13 protein-coding genes and 1 pseudogene are annotated in these 13,114 nt (G+C 71.8%); 7 read left to right on the top strand and 7 right to left on the bottom strand.

All coding sequences use genetic code 11. The annotated features are described in order from the left end of the window. Positions 1-16: 16 nt before the first annotated feature. Complete coding sequence (locus ACFWM7_RS26775) at positions 17-1,126, bottom strand: DUF6183 family protein (RefSeq protein ID WP_383264974.1); 1,110 nt, start codon at positions 1,124-1,126, stop codon at positions 17-19. Positions 1,127-1,297: 171 nt separating this feature from the next. Between ACFWM7_RS26775 and ACFWM7_RS26770 the strand changes: the two genes are divergently transcribed. The 3 genes and pseudogenes from ACFWM7_RS26770 to ACFWM7_RS26760 all read left to right on the top strand — a co-directional run. Continuing rightward, a complete protein-coding gene (locus ACFWM7_RS26770; RefSeq protein ID WP_383264976.1) occupies positions 1,298-2,191 on the top strand; it encodes a glycoside hydrolase family 19 protein in 894 nt (297 codons plus the stop codon). 324 nt (positions 2,192-2,515) lie between these two features. After that, entirely contained in the window at positions 2,516-3,406 is an 891-nt protein-coding gene (locus ACFWM7_RS26765; protein ID WP_383264972.1) for a glycoside hydrolase family 19 protein, read from the top strand. Between the two features lie 169 nt (positions 3,407-3,575). Continuing rightward, positions 3,576-3,686 (top strand): annotated as a pseudogene (locus ACFWM7_RS26760) (sigma factor); the annotation flags it as partial. A 24-nt stretch (positions 3,687-3,710) separates the two neighbouring features. Here ACFWM7_RS26760 and dnaN read toward each other — a convergent pair. Next, entirely contained in the window at positions 3,711-4,856 is a 1,146-nt protein-coding gene (gene dnaN, locus ACFWM7_RS26755; protein WP_383264969.1) for a DNA polymerase III subunit beta, read from the bottom strand. 404 nt (positions 4,857-5,260) lie between these two features. Here dnaN and ACFWM7_RS26750 point away from each other — a divergent pair, with 404 nt between their 5' ends. Then, on the top strand, positions 5,261-6,745 hold the full coding sequence (locus ACFWM7_RS26750) for a helix-turn-helix domain-containing protein (RefSeq protein ID WP_383264967.1): 1,485 nt from the start codon (positions 5,261-5,263) through the stop codon (positions 6,743-6,745). 56 nt (positions 6,746-6,801) lie between these two features. Here the strand turns inward: ACFWM7_RS26750 and ACFWM7_RS26745 are convergent, their stop codons facing one another. Beyond that, complete coding sequence (locus tag ACFWM7_RS26745; protein ID WP_383264965.1) at positions 6,802-8,229, bottom strand: FG-GAP repeat protein; 1,428 nt, start codon at positions 8,227-8,229, stop codon at positions 6,802-6,804. 146 nt (positions 8,230-8,375) lie between these two features. Between ACFWM7_RS26745 and ACFWM7_RS26740 the strand changes: the two genes are divergently transcribed. After that, positions 8,376-9,059, top strand: a complete 684-nt coding sequence (locus tag ACFWM7_RS26740) for a hypothetical protein (protein WP_383264962.1) — start codon at positions 8,376-8,378, stop codon at positions 9,057-9,059. Between the two features lie 19 nt (positions 9,060-9,078). On the opposite strand, the gene ACFWM7_RS26735 is transcribed toward ACFWM7_RS26740, so the two are convergent. The 3 genes from ACFWM7_RS26735 to ACFWM7_RS26725 all read right to left on the bottom strand — a co-directional run bounded on the left by ACFWM7_RS26735 (position 9,079) and on the right by ACFWM7_RS26725 (position 10,924). Then, a complete protein-coding gene (locus ACFWM7_RS26735) occupies positions 9,079-9,732 on the bottom strand; it encodes a TetR/AcrR family transcriptional regulator (protein WP_383264960.1) in 654 nt (217 codons plus the stop codon). Positions 9,733-9,794: 62 nt separating this feature from the next. Then, positions 9,795-10,091, bottom strand: a complete 297-nt coding sequence (locus ACFWM7_RS26730; protein WP_383264957.1) for a DUF397 domain-containing protein — start codon at positions 10,089-10,091, stop codon at positions 9,795-9,797. Beyond that, on the bottom strand, positions 10,088-10,924 hold the full coding sequence (locus ACFWM7_RS26725) for a Scr1 family TA system antitoxin-like transcriptional regulator (RefSeq protein WP_383264955.1): 837 nt from the start codon (positions 10,922-10,924) through the stop codon (positions 10,088-10,090). Before ACFWM7_RS26725 ends, ACFWM7_RS26730 begins: the two co-directional genes overlap by 4 nt. A gap of 156 nt (positions 10,925-11,080) precedes the next feature. Here ACFWM7_RS26725 and ACFWM7_RS26720 point away from each other — a divergent pair, with 156 nt between their 5' ends. Then, entirely contained in the window at positions 11,081-11,488 is a 408-nt protein-coding gene (locus tag ACFWM7_RS26720; RefSeq protein WP_383264953.1) for a hypothetical protein, read from the top strand. On the opposite strand, the gene ACFWM7_RS26715 is transcribed toward ACFWM7_RS26720, so the two are convergent. Further along, entirely contained in the window at positions 11,477-12,094 is a 618-nt protein-coding gene (locus ACFWM7_RS26715) for a GNAT family N-acetyltransferase (protein WP_383264950.1), read from the bottom strand. The genes ACFWM7_RS26720 and ACFWM7_RS26715 overlap by 12 nt on opposite strands. Positions 12,095-12,274: 180 nt before the next feature. Here ACFWM7_RS26715 and ACFWM7_RS26710 point away from each other — a divergent pair, with 180 nt between their 5' ends. After that, complete coding sequence (locus ACFWM7_RS26710) at positions 12,275-12,934, top strand: DsbA family protein (protein WP_383264948.1); 660 nt, start codon at positions 12,275-12,277, stop codon at positions 12,932-12,934. The last annotated feature ends 180 nt before the right edge of the window (positions 12,935-13,114 follow it).

Below are 13,114 nucleotides of genomic sequence, written 5' to 3'. Positions count from 1 at the left end.
CCGTGGCGTACCCGCCTCAGTCGGTGTCCGTCGCCGCGAGCACGGCGATCCGGCGGCGGTCGGGGGAGAGGGCGGCGATGCCGTAGTCGGTACAGGCCTCGTTGTGGAACCACTCCGCGTCCGACTCGAAGTGGAACCACGTCGTCTGTCGGACGTGCTGCTCCACCTCCTCCGCGCTCGCGCCCGCCGGTGCGTCGCTGAGGGCCGCCATGGACTTCCAGGCCCGGAGCCGGCCGTACGCGCCGTGCACACCGTGGTGGTACATGCCGCCCATCGACGCGGTGGCGTAGACAATGCTCCAGATCTCGTCGGCGGGGCGACGGGCGATCTCGAAGCGGCCCGTGGCGCCGAGTCCCTCGACGCACTCCATCGGCAGGGTGGGCAGCAGTGCGGGCACCCCGTCCGGCTCCACTTCCTCGTCCGTCAGGAAGACCCAGGCCTCGGAGTCCCCCCAGCCGTCGGCCTTCGGCGCGGCGATGATCATCTGATGCAGGTAGAGGGTCGCCGAGTCCACCAGGGCCGAGCGCTCCTCCGCACGAGGCGTCGGCGGGTCGACCCGACCCTCGGTCGGCAGGGTGACGCCGGCGGAGCGTGCGCTGCTGTTGACCGAGCGGCTGGGGAAGCCGACCCGGGTCTCCAGCGTGCTGCGGTGCCTTGGCAGCCAGGCCAGTGGGTGGCCGTACAGCACGCGCGTCCACTTCCGCGTCTTCAAGAGCGCGTCCACGTCCACGCCCCGCAGGATCAGTTCGTGGAAGAGGCAGATGCGCAGCTCGTCCAACCGGCCCTTCGGGTCGCGCTCGGAGAGCGGCCCCACCAGGTCGGGCGCCTCCCGGTGTTCCGCCAGGAGCGAGGCCACGAAGCGGGGCGCGAGGTCGACCCCCGGGCCTTGTCTCCGGGTGAACAGCCGGAGCAGCTGAGTCAGGCTGTCGTGGCCGGGGGTGATGGCGAGGACCCTGACGAGGTGGGCGAGTTGGTGCTCGTGGACACGCGTCTGCTCGGCCGCAGCTTCGATCCGGTCCGTCAGCTCCACCGCCAGGTCGGCCACCTGGCGGGAGCCACCCTGCGCGGCGCGCTGCTCGGCCGTGTGCCAGGCGAAGCGGGTGGTGTCGTCATCGGAGTCGTTCACAGTTCGTCACCCTAGGGGCGTCCCGGCGGCGGGCGCGACGCGTTTGCCGGCCCAGACCTTGACAGGTCCAGACCAATGCCGTTTGGGTGGTGGTCCCACCCATGTCGGCCCGCCGGGGCGCTCGGGCGCGCCCGGTGGGCCGCGTCGAAGGAGTGAGCAGCCCTGTCTCGCATCGACCGCGCCGATCGCCTCAAGCGATTCCTGACCGGGCCCGCGACGCTCGCCGCCCTCGCCGCCGCCCTCGTCACGGCGGCCCCCACCGCCTCGGCTGCCACTCCCGCCGTCGAGCCCTGCGCGCCGCTCCACAGCGCCACCGCCGACTACCGTGCCGGCGACACCGTCTCCCACCACGGGCGCAACTGGAGCGCCAAGTGGTGGACGCACGGTGAGAATCCGGGTGCGGGTTCCGCCTGGGCGGACCGGGGTGCCTGTGCGGGAGGAGTGTCCGACTTCGTCATCGGTGAGGAGGAGTTCGACGCGATCTTCCCGGACCGCGACCCCTTCTACACGTACCAGGGCCTGATCGACGCGCTGCACGCCTACCCGCGCTTCGCCAACGTCGGTACTCCGCAGACGCGGGCCCGGGAGGCGGCGGCGTTCCTGACGCACGCGGACTTCGAGTCGGTGGGGCTGAAGTACGTCAAGGAGATCAACGAGGCCAACTACTGGCGCAAATGCGACGATACCCAGCCCTTCGGCTGCCCGGCGGGGCGCGAGGCGTACTACGGGCGCGGGCCGATCATGTTCAGTTGGAACTTCAATTACAAGGCCGCCGGGGACGCCCTCGGGCTCGATCTGCTGAACGACCCCTGGCTGGTCGAGCGGGATCCGTCCGTCGCCTGGGCCACCGCCCTCTGGTACTGGAACACCCAGAACGGCCCCGGCACCATGACCTCGCACGACGCGATGGTCGGCGGCGCGGGCTTCGGCGAGACGATCCGTTCGTTCAACGGAGCCCTGGAGTGCGACGGCGGCAACCCGGAGTCGGTGGCGGCGCGGGTGGAGCGGTACGAGCGCATCACCGGCATCGTCGGGGTGGCTCCGGGGTCCGGGCTCACCTGCTGAGCCCGCCGGCCCCGCCGATCCCGCGTCCCGGGGGTTGTCCACAGGGGGGCCTGGCCGTCCGCATGCTGGGCGGGCCGGAAGATTTTACCTTCGCTTCCCCCCTCGCTCGCGGGCGATCCGGATGGACTCCCTCCGCAATAGCGGCTGTTGAGAGCACTCTTGACGTGATCGTCCCGGGCCGCCGCAGCCGGGACCGGTGGAACCTGCGCCCTTTTCGAGGATGGTCTAGACCTTGACAGGTCCAGACCATCCTCGCTTGAGTGTCGGGCACCCCCACAGCGGCGCACGGCCGGACGGCGCGCCGCGTCCAAGGAGTGTGATCACGTGATCCGACGTGTCATGAGCCTGCTGGTCGCGCTCGGCGCGATCGTCGCGGCTCTCGTCGTTCTTCCCGCCGCCACCGCGCAGGCCGCCACCTGCGCCACGGCCTGGAGCTCCTCCGCCGTCTACACGAACGGCGGCGCGGTTTCGTACAACGGCCGCAACTACACCGCCAAGTGGTGGACCCAGAACGAGCGTCCGGGTTCGTCGGACGTGTGGGCCGACAAGGGGGCCTGCGGTACCGGCGGGGGCGGTGAGGACCCGGGCCAGAGCAACGGATTCGTCGTCAGCGAGGCCCAGTTCAACCAGATGTTCCCGAACCGGAACGCCTTCTACACCTACCAGGGCCTGACCGACGCCCTGTCCGCCTACCCGGCCTTCGCCAACACCGGCAGCGACGAGATCAAGAAGCGCGAGGCCGCCGCCTTCCTCGCCAACGTCAGCCACGAGACCGGCGGGCTGGTGTACATCAAGGAAGTCAACGAGGCGAACTACCCGCACTACTGCGACGCGAGCCAGCCCTACGGCTGCCCGGCCGGGCAGTCCGCGTACTACGGCAAGGGCCCCATCCAGCTGAGCTGGAACTTCAACTACAAGGCCGCCGGTGACGCGCTCGGCATCGACCTGCTGAACAACCCCTACCTGGTCGAGCAGAACGCCGCCATCGCCTGGAAGACCGGCCTCTGGTACTGGAACACCCAGTCCGGTCCCGGCACCATGACCGGCCACAACGCCATCGTCAACGGCGCCGGCTTCGGCGAGACCATCCGCTCCATCAACGGTGCGATCGAGTGCAACGGCGGCAACCCGGCCCAGGTCCAGAGCCGGATCGACAAGTTCACGCAGTTCACCCAGGTTCTCGGCACCACCACCGGCTCGAACCTGAGCTGCTGAGGCCAAGGTCCCGACGGGGACCTGAGAACCCCACCCGAACGGGGGGTGCGTCCGGCGCGAGCCGGAGCGCACCCCCCGTTTCGGCGTCCGGGGTCCGGTTGGCACGATCGTCGTGAGACGCCGCCCCCGGGGGTGACGCGGGCAGGCATTCGCGGACCTCTACGACCGGTACGCCCGCACCGTCCACCTGCACGCCGCCCGTCTCACCGGGGACCTCTCGGCCGCCGAGGACGTGATGTCGGAGACCTGCCTCGCCGCCTGGCGCACCCGCGAACAGGTCCGCGCCGAGGGCGGGCCGGGGGCATCACGCCAACTGTGGCTTCACCGACATCAGCAGGTGCCGGTGGGCGCCCGTGCCCGACTCGTCCGTGATCATCGCGCGCTGCCCGGCCCCCAGCAGCAGGAGCCGCAGGGACGGGCCCGCGAAGGAGGCCAGGGCGTCCGCGAGGTACCCGGGGTTGAAGGCCACCGTCAGCTCCTCGGACCCCTCCAGGGCTGCCGGCAGCCGCTGGGACGCCACGTCGTCCTCGTAACCCGCCCGGAGCGTCACGGAGGCGTCGGCGCGGGAGAACGTCATCTGGACCGGGCTGTCCCCGTCGGCGACGACGGAGACCCGCTTGACCGCCTCCGTCAGCCGGGCCCGGTCCACCACCGCGACGGACGGGCCCTCCATCGTGAACAGCTTCTCGTGGCGCGGCAGTCGGCCCTCCAGGAGCCGTACGGTGGTCCGCATCCCCGCGTGCTCGAAGCCCGCAGAACCGGCGTCCAGGGCGACGCTCACCAGCCCGGAGCGGCCCAGCGAGCGGGCGATCTCGGTGAGCCGGCGGGCGGAGACGATGACGTCGGCGCTCTCGCCGGGGGCGGTCGCCTTCCACGGGAGGGTCCGGACGGCGTAGCGGTAGCGGTCGGTCGCGGCGAGCGTCATCGTGTCGCCGTCGAGCCCCAGCCGGATCCCGGTGAGCGCGGGCAGCGTGTCGTCGCGCCCCGCCGCCACCGCCACATCGGCCACGGCCGCCGCGAACAGCTCCGCTTCCACCGCACCCCGCACCTGCGGCAGCGCCGGCAGCGCCGGGTAGTCGTCCAACGGCAGCACGGAGAGGCCGAATCGGGCCCCGTCGCCCGACACCGTGAACCGCGAGCCCTCGCCCGCGCACTCCATGGGGCCGTCGGGCAGCACCTTGCAGATGTCCAGCAGCCGCCGCCCCATGACGAGCACCTTGCCGGGCCGCAGGACCTCGGCCTCCACGTCGATGCGCGCGGACGCCTCGTAGTCGAGCCCGGAGATCCGCAGCCGCCCGTCCCCGGTCCCGCCCCCGCCCTCGTCCGTTCCCCCGCCCTCCGTGTCCAGCAGCAGGCCGCCCAGCACCGGGACGGGCGAGCGCACGGGCAGGACGCGGGCCGCCCAGGACACGGCCTCGGTCAGGGCACTGCGTTCGATACGGAACTCCATGGGCGCCTCTCCTCGGACGTCGTAGCCGTCAGCCGACTCCTGCGTACGACGTTAAGAGGCACCACTGACAATCGGGCGCGGCCAAGGCGCGACCAGCGCAGCCAGGGTCCGGAACGCGGCAACCGGCGACAGCGACCACCCCCGTGAGCCGCTGCCACCGCGTTCCCGCGCTCCTGTGTTCCGGCCTCCCCCGTCTCCCCCGCGTCTCCCCCGACGTGCCGGAACACGTTCGGACAATAGATCGGAGGGTAGGGAGACCGGGAGATTCAGTACGCCCAGTGGGGTGCCGGCGGGGGTATCGGTCCGCACAGTCAGGGGGGTCGGTCCACCGGCGACGCGGCTGTGTTCTGGGCGGGAACGGGGGACAGGTGCGAGTACGGGAGCGCGCGGACGATCTTCTGCGGATGCATCGGCTGGCCCGCACCGGCGGCACGGCCGAGCTGCTGCGCTGGCTCGCCGGGCGGGCCGAGGGGTGGGCCGGGCTCGTCGGGCCGGACGGGACGGTGCTGCACGCCGCCGCCCGGACGGCGGGGGCGTTGGTCCCCGACGTCGCCGGGCTGGTCGCCGAGGGTGTGAGCGCCCTCACCGAGCGGGGAGCTCAGGCGTACTCCCTGGACACCGGCGCGCACACCGCCCTCCTCTTCCCCTTGCGCATCGGCGATCCCACCGCTCCCGTGCTCGCCGTCGTCACGCCCCGGCCGGTGGCCGCCGGGTTCGCCACGCTGCTGGCCGACGTGGTCCTGCCGCTGTCCCTGTGCCGGCAGGCCGAGACGCTGGAGCGCAAGCGCCGCCGGGTGGACCTCGCCGAGTCCCGGGGCCGCGAGGCGGTGCTGCATCTGCTGATGACGGGCCAGCTCTCCGTCGCCCAGCAGGTCGCCGGTGCGCTGCGGCCCCGGCTCCCCGATCCGGTACGGGTGTGCGTCGTGGAGTGCTCCGGCGACGGGCGCGACGCGGTGGTGCGGGTCTGCGTGGACGCGGACGGCGGCCGCTCCTGGATCGTGCGGTGTCCCGTCTACGCCCGCCACCTCATCCTGGTGATGCCCGCCGAGGAGGCGTCGGCGGAGCCGGATGCCGCCGCGACCGACGAGACCGTCGCCGCCCGGGTGGGCGACTGCGTGGTCGGCGTCAGTGAACCGGTCCCGCTCGCCGACACCGCCACCGGCTACCGCCAGGCCTTCCACGCCCTGGCCGTCGCCCGCGAACTGCCCAACAGACACGCCCGGTTCGGGGTGTCCCCGGACCCCGCGCTCGTCATCGGACCGGACGGCCGCCGGTGGGCGAACGCGCTGCTGACCCCGCTCGTGACCCATGTGCCGCGCCGCGCCCAGGACCCCGGGAGCCAGGAGCTGCTGGCCACGGCCGCCTCCTGGCTGGCGTTCTCGTCGCACGCGACCCACCACCTCAAGGTCCACCGCAACACCCTCGCCGCCCGGCTGCGGTTCATCGGCGAGCTGCTCGGCCTCGATCTGCACCGGCTGGCCGACCAGGCGGCCCTCGACCTGGCGCTGCGCGTCCGCGCCACCCCCGCCCCGGCGTGCACCCCGGAGCCCGCGCCGCCCACGCCGCCCGCCCCGCACGGACCCGGACCCGGACCCGGTACGTCGGAGGCGGCGCGGGCCCTCGACGACATCCTGCGCCGCCCCGCCGTACGCGACTGGGCCGACCAGCAACTGGCCCCCGTCCAGGGCGCCGAGGAAACCCTGCGCACCTGGCTCCGGTGCGAGGGCCGCCTCGGACCGGCCGCCGCCGAGCTGGGCATCTCCGTCCCCGGCGCCCGCAAGCGCCTCACCCGCCTCGAAACGGTGCTCCAGCGCTCGCTGCTGCGGCCCCCGAGCGCCCGCTACGACCTGTGGCTGGCGCTGAGGTCCCAGGACCTGGCGGCGGCCTGAAGGCGCCGTGCGCCAGCAGGAGCGCCGCCTTTGCCGTGCCTTACGGGCGGTACGGGCTACTGCTGGAGGTCGCCGCCCAGCAGCAGCCCGATGTCCGCCGGCAGCCCGAGACCGGCGGGTCCGAAGGAGACGGACGACGTGTAGAGGGGCCCGGACGCGCCGCCGGGCAGAACCCACACCGCGCCCCGGTCGTTCTCCCACGCCGCGCCCACCACCAGCTCCGGCCGCCTGTCCCGGTTCAGGTCCCCGGCGCTCACCGTCGCGCCGAACTGGTCATCGGGCTCCGCCCCGCCCGGCACGCCTGCGGTGTTCTGCGTGAACGCGTACGATCCCGAGCCGAGTTCACCCGTGCGCCGCCCGGGAACGACCACGACGCCCCCGGCGTGTCCCGTGCTGCCGAGCGCCTCGCCGGGCGTGCCGACGATGATCTCGGCAGCCCCGTCCTCGTTCAGGTCGGCGACCGCGACCGACGCCCCGAACGCGTCGTACCGCTCCCCACCGCCGGGCACCCCCGCCGTGTCCTGGTGGACGGTCATCGGCGCCTCGTCGTACGCCACGCCCCTCGCCGACCCGAACCACACGTGCACCGCCCCGCCGGTGTGGCCCCACGGTCCGTCCCCGTCGGGCTCGTCGGGGTCGCCGAGCACGAGATCGCCGTAACCGTCCCCGTTGACGTCCCCGACGGCCGAGGTGAGCCCGTCGCCGCCGGTCATCCGGCGGAACGAGGTGTCCTCCATCGAGGAGTTGACGAACGCGTAGCCGCCGCTGAGCCCTCCCATGCGGCCGGTGACCAGCACCCGGTCGGCGGCCTTGTCCCCGTTCAGGTCGCCGTACGCGGCGGAGCGCATCCACCCCGTCTCCTCGTGCAGGTAGGACGACGGGACGCCGCCCGTCCGCGTGAACGGACCGGTCAGACGGGTGGTGGTGTTGTTGTTCACGATGAGGGCTTGGGCGTTGCCGGGGCCGGACCAGGCGGCCACGTCCCGGCCCGCCTGTCCGTTCTTCTCGGCGGCGGTGGGCAGCGCGGCTCCGGACACCAGCCCCTGCTCGCTGCCCCAGAGGACGGTCACCGCGCCGGTCGCCTTCGCGGAGCCGACCGTCTCGTACGGCGATCCGACGACGACGTCCGCGTAGCCGTCCTTGTCCAGATCCGCGATGGCGCTCGACGCCCCGAAGGCGTCCCCGGCCTCCGCCGTCCCCGGCACGCCGGGCGAGGCCTGCGTGATCACGGCCCGCTTGGCGGCTGAGACGCCCTTGGCGGACCCCCAGAGCACGACGACGGCCCCTGCCGACTCCCGCCCGTTGACGGTGGCGCGCGGGGCGGGGAGCACGGCGTCCCCGTACCCGTCCCCGTTGATGTCCTGCGGCACCGGCAGGGGAGCCGCCCCCGCCGTCCCCCCGGACAGCGTGGTCGCAGCGACGGTCATCGCGGCGGTCGCGGCCAGTACGGCGAAACGTCTGGTCCGAGCGGTGTGTCCGGTCATCTCTGGTGCCCCCACCCCTGGTTGCTTGTGTGTGGGGGTATTCAGCCATGAGCCCTCGCACGCCCGTCACGCGGGGCCCTTCAGTCACCGTGCGTTACTAGTACGGTGTGTTAGTTTGGGTCGGGAGGGTGAAGTAGCACACCGTATTGGTCGCGATCAGGGAGGGCGTCACCATGGGGCTGAGCTGGAACGACCGACGACTTGAGCGCCGGGTGAAGCCGGGCGACGGGAAGCCGCTGAAGCCCTTCCGCTGGTGGCAGCTGACCCGGCGCTCGCTCCTCTCCATCGCGCTGCCGGTGGGCGGCGGCCTCTCCGCGGCGTACACGGTGGAGGTCAAGCACGGCGGCGACCCCGAGTCGGGTGTGGTCCGGGCGCGGCTGTACCGCGACGGGCTCTGCGAGGCCGAGTCGAAGCTCCCGGCGCGCTTCCCCGTCCCCGGCGGCAACATCGAGGTCCGCAGGAGCGAAGTGGGCATGCGCCGCTGCCACTTCGTCGCGGACGACGGCTCGGAGGCGCGGCTCGTGCCCGACCCCCGGTCGGCGGAGGGCCGACGTATGAGGTTCGCGCGCGAGCACCCGGCCGCCAGCGGTCTCATCGGGACCGTATCGGTGGTGCTCCTGCTCATCGGGGTCGGCCTCAACCTGCTTCAGGCCGCGCAGCCGATCTCCGAAATCCCGGCTATCGCCGAGACGTTGGGCACTTTCGAGTCACCGTTGCGGCTGCCGGTGTGGCTGAACGTCACGCTGGGCCTCGGCGCGGCGTTCGGCGCGACCGAGCGTGCGATGCGGATGCGCTACCACTGGCTCCTGGACGGCGGAGCCGGTACCTGACGCACGCGGGAGAGCCGGCTCAGACCCGGTCGTCCAGCACGAGGTCGACGCCCGTGCGCAGCATGTCCAGCTCGGTGGCGATGAGCGCGTCCTCGCTCGGCAGCACCTGCTCGATCGAGACGCCGTTCGCCAGCGTCAACAGGAACCGCGCGCGACGTGGCGTGTCCCCGGGGGCCAGCGCCCCCTCCTCGACCAGCACGTTCAGGCACCCCTCGACCCGGCGGGTCACCTCGCGCTGCATCGCCTGGTACTCCGCCCGCATCGCCTGGGTGGGCTCATGGGCGATGTACCGCTCGTGGACCGTCAGCCAGGCCTCACGCGCGTTCCGGGCACTGTCCGGCGGTACGAGGAGGCCCTGTACGCAGCCGAGCAGGCGGTCACGCGGAGAAATGGACGTGTCGCGGAAGCTGCCCTCCGGCAGGACCAGGTCGAAGACGACCTTCAACATGGCATCCATGAGCGCCCGTTGCGTGGGGAAATGGTGCCGCAGCGATCCCGTGCTCACCCGCGCCCGCTCGGCCACGGCGCGCACGCTCAGCGCCGCCCCCGCGCCCTCGCCGAGCATCGTCGAGGCGGCCCACAGAATCCGGTCCCGGCTCTTGAGCCCCTCGGGCGGCGTCGGGTGCGCCGGGTCAGGTTCCGGTTCGGTGCCACCAACACGCTGTACTGCCATGATTCCGACGCTAACACGGCCGCCACCAGCGGATACGGCAGCTGGTTTGGTGAGTGCCCGGCTCACTCCGCCCAGGTGACGAACGCCGACCAGGCGTCGGGCGCGACGGCGAAGACGGGCCCGTCGGAGACCTTGGAGTCACGGACGTGGACGGAGTGGGGGCAGGCGGCGACCTCGACGCAGTCGCCGCCGCTGGGGTTGCTGTGGGAGGACTTGTGCCAGGCGGCGGACACCTCGACGCACTCGCCGCCGCTGCCGCTGCTGTAGGAGGACGTACGCCAGTCGAAGGCGACCTCGATGCACTCGCCGCCGCTGGCGTTGCTGTAGCTCGACTTGAACCACCGGAGGGTGCTGCTCATTCCTTCACTCCTGCCAACCGCTTGATGAGGTCCAGCGATTCACGAGGACCCAGGGTCTGTGACCGGATCTTCGCATAGCGCTGGGCGTACGTGCTCACCTTTGCTGGGTCGCTGATGAGGAGGCTCTCCTCCTGGGCTTCCAGGTAGACGAGGTGCTCATGGGCCGGGGTCTCCGCCAGGGTCATCCCGCCATGACCTGCTGCGTACTCCCCATACTTCCCGGCGTCCAGAGGAAGCACCAGCAGCGTGACATTACGCCGCCGGGCGCACTCCACGAGATGGAGCAACTGCTCGCGCATGATCTCCTCGCTGCCGATGACCCGGCGCAGGACGGCCTCGTCGATGATGACCTCGATCATCGGCAGCGGGTCGCGGTCGAAGAGGGCCTTCCGCGCCATCCGGAGCTGGACCAGTTCCTCCACGCGCTCATCGGAGAGCGGCGGGTATCCGCCACCGATGAGCGCCCGCGCGTACTTCTCCGTCTGGAACAGCCCGTGGACGACGTTCGTGGCGAACAACTGGAGGCTGAGCGCGGCCTCCTCCAGCAGCGCGTAGTCCTGGAACTGCTCGGGCAGCCGCTCCATCCGCATGTACTTCCGTGCCGTCTCGAAGACAGGCGTGCCGTTGCCGTGCACCCGTTGCAGCTCGACGAGCATCGCGTCGCTGGCGGGCTGGGCACACGTCTCCATCGCACTGATCGCCGCCGCCGAGTAGCCGATCTCCTTGCCTTGCTGCTCCTGGGTCCACCCGCGCTGGATACGGAGCGTCCGGGCCATCTCGGCCACCATCCGGGCCATCGGGCTCGCCGTTTCCTTGTTCTCAGCACTCGCCATTACGCGATCTCTTTTCGACTCAACCGAACTCAACCGGTCACTACTCGATGCTGCTGAACTCGACCCCGCTCCAGCGAAGTTCGCGCAGGTCAACGGCTTTGCGACGCGCCTCGGCAGGCATGGATAACGCTAGGTGATCGGGGTCACAATCGTCCCGTGAACGCAATTAACGGTGGTGTGACGGCGGACTGGATTCCGGACTCCGGATTCCATCTCCGCAAGGCGGGCGTGCAATTCGACGCGATCCGCGTGGACGGCGACGCCGGGCGGCGGCTGGCCGATCTGATGGCGGAGTTGGTGGGAGGCGAACCCGGGCCCGTCGTCACCGAGTCCAACGGCCGGCGCGGGGTGTACTTCCTCGTGCCGCCCGGGTCGACGGCCGGGCGGCCGTGGCCGCGTGAGGTGACGACGTTCAACTCGGCGACCGGCCGGATCAGTTACGTACCCGTACCGGCGCTCGGGGGTGACACCTGGCCGCTGATGTGGCGGTACCCGCCCACGCGTGCGGGGCGGTTCGTGCACACGTTGATCCTATTCAACGCGGCCTATGCGTTACTGAGTTGAGCGACCGAGGTACGTCACCGGCCCGGCGTCCGGGACCGCGATCTCGTGGAAGCCGACACGGTCGTAGAAGGCGCGGGCCCGGGTGTTGGCGGTGAGCACGCCCAGGTGGACCGCCTTGACGCCCTGCGCGTGGAGGGCGGCCAGGAAGGTGTCCATGAGCCGTCGACCGTGACCGGACCGCTGGTGGGTCGGGAGCAGGTCGATGTGCAGGTGGGCCGGGTAGTCGGCCAGCTCCGGCAGGATCATGCGCTCCGGGTCGTGCATCAGGGCGGTCATCGTCTCGGCGGGGGTGGCCGGTTCGCGTACGGGGGCAGGGTAGCGGTCGGCGAGGCCGGGGAGCCATTCGGCGCGGTAGCGGTCGACGAACGACGCGGTGTCCGCCGTACCGAGGATGTAGCCGACCGCGCGGCCGCCGTCCTCGACCACGAAGGCCAGCTCCGGCTCCAGGACGGCGTAGGGCGCGGCGAAGATGTTCGGCAGCAGGGTGGGGTCCGGGTAGAGGTGGCGGGCGTCCCCGCCCTCGTGCCCGGTGCGTACGCAGATGTCGAAGAGGGCCTCGCGGTCCTCGGAGCGGTACGGGCGCAGCACGGGCGGCGGAGGAGTCATGCGGGGGATCCTCGCGGTGCGGGAGCGCTCCCGCAAGGCCTTTCCCGGCTGCCGCCCCACGGGCGCGGCGGACTTGACACTAAAGTGCATGATCGTGCAACCTTCTGCTCGTCCGTCAACTCCTGCCGCCCTGTCGGGGGATGTTGTTGCTTGCGCGATCAATGACCTGGAGGTCTGCGCATGGCTGATCCCGTGAAGATCAAGATCTGGTCCGACTACGTCTGCCCGTTCTGCATGCTGGCCGAAGGCCCCCTGGAAGAGGCGATCAAGGATGTCGGCGCGGAGGTGGAGGTGGAGTGGATGCCGTTCGAGCTGCGTCCCCACCCCCAGCCCACGCTGCGGCCGGAGGACGAGTACCTGCCCGCCATCTGGGAACGGGCCGTCTACCCCATGGCGCGCAGGCTGGGCGTCGACATCACGCTGCCCGGCGTCTCTCCCCAGCCGTACACGGCCCTCGCCTTCGTCGGGTATCAGTACGCGGCCGATCAGGGCCTGGGGACGGCGTACAACCAGCGGCTGTTCCGGGCCTTCTTCCAGGAGAGCCGGGATCTGGGGCAGGCCGACGTCCTCGCCGCCGTGGCCGTCGAGGTCGGTCTCGACGAGGCCGGGTTCCGGGCCGCGCTGGAGGACGGCCGGTACCGCGCCCGGCACGAGGAGGCCCTGCGGGAGGCGGCGGCGCACCAGGTGCAGTCGGTCCCCACCCTGCTCGTCGGGGACATCCGGATCGAAGGCGTTCCGCGTCCCGCCCAGTTGCGCAAGGCGATCCTCGACGCCCGGGCGCGGCAGGAGGGGGACGCGGTGGTCTACGGCGCGTCCTGCGGTATCGACGGGAAGTGCTGACGTGGCCGGCGCGCACTCCGCCCACCGCGTCCACCCCGCCCGTCCCGCTCGCCCCGCCCTCAGCGCCTGCCAGTTCGCAGGGCTCGACCTGCGCAACAGGTTCGCCCTCGCCCCCATGACCCGGGTCTCCGCGACCGAGGACGGCCGGGCCACCCCGGAGATGGCCGCGTACTACGCGGC

It is taken from the genome of Streptomyces sp. NPDC058375 (assembly GCF_042723425.1).
GTDB classification, from domain to species: domain Bacteria; phylum Actinomycetota; class Actinomycetes; order Streptomycetales; family Streptomycetaceae; genus Streptomyces; species Streptomyces durocortorensis.
Note: the sequence above shows the minus strand (reverse complement) of the source record. Positions and strands in the feature narration are given on the sequence as shown.

Bases quoted from the DNA above. Each gene is read 5' to 3' on its own strand.
- ACFWM7_RS26730 (WP_383264957.1), bottom strand. From the start codon at position 10,091: ATGAGCAGCACCCTCCGGTGGTTCAAGTCGAGCTACAGCAACGCCAGC.
- ACFWM7_RS26745 (WP_383264965.1), bottom strand. From the start codon at position 8,229: ATGACCGGACACACCGCTCGGACCAGACGTTTCGCCGTACTGGCCGCG.
- ACFWM7_RS26710 (WP_383264948.1), top strand. From the start codon at position 12,275: ATGGCTGATCCCGTGAAGATCAAGATCTGGTCCGACTACGTCTGCCCG.
- ACFWM7_RS26735 (WP_383264960.1), bottom strand. From the start codon at position 9,732: ATGGCAGTACAGCGTGTTGGTGGCACCGAACCGGAACCTGACCCGGCG.
- ACFWM7_RS26725 (WP_383264955.1), bottom strand. From the start codon at position 10,924: ATGGCGAGTGCTGAGAACAAGGAAACGGCGAGCCCGATGGCCCGGATG.
- dnaN (WP_383264969.1), bottom strand. From the start codon at position 4,856: ATGGAGTTCCGTATCGAACGCAGTGCCCTGACCGAGGCCGTGTCCTGG.
- ACFWM7_RS26715 (WP_383264950.1), bottom strand. From the start codon at position 12,094: ATGACTCCTCCGCCGCCCGTGCTGCGCCCGTACCGCTCCGAGGACCGC.
- ACFWM7_RS26750 (WP_383264967.1), top strand. From the start codon at position 5,261: ATGCATCGGCTGGCCCGCACCGGCGGCACGGCCGAGCTGCTGCGCTGG.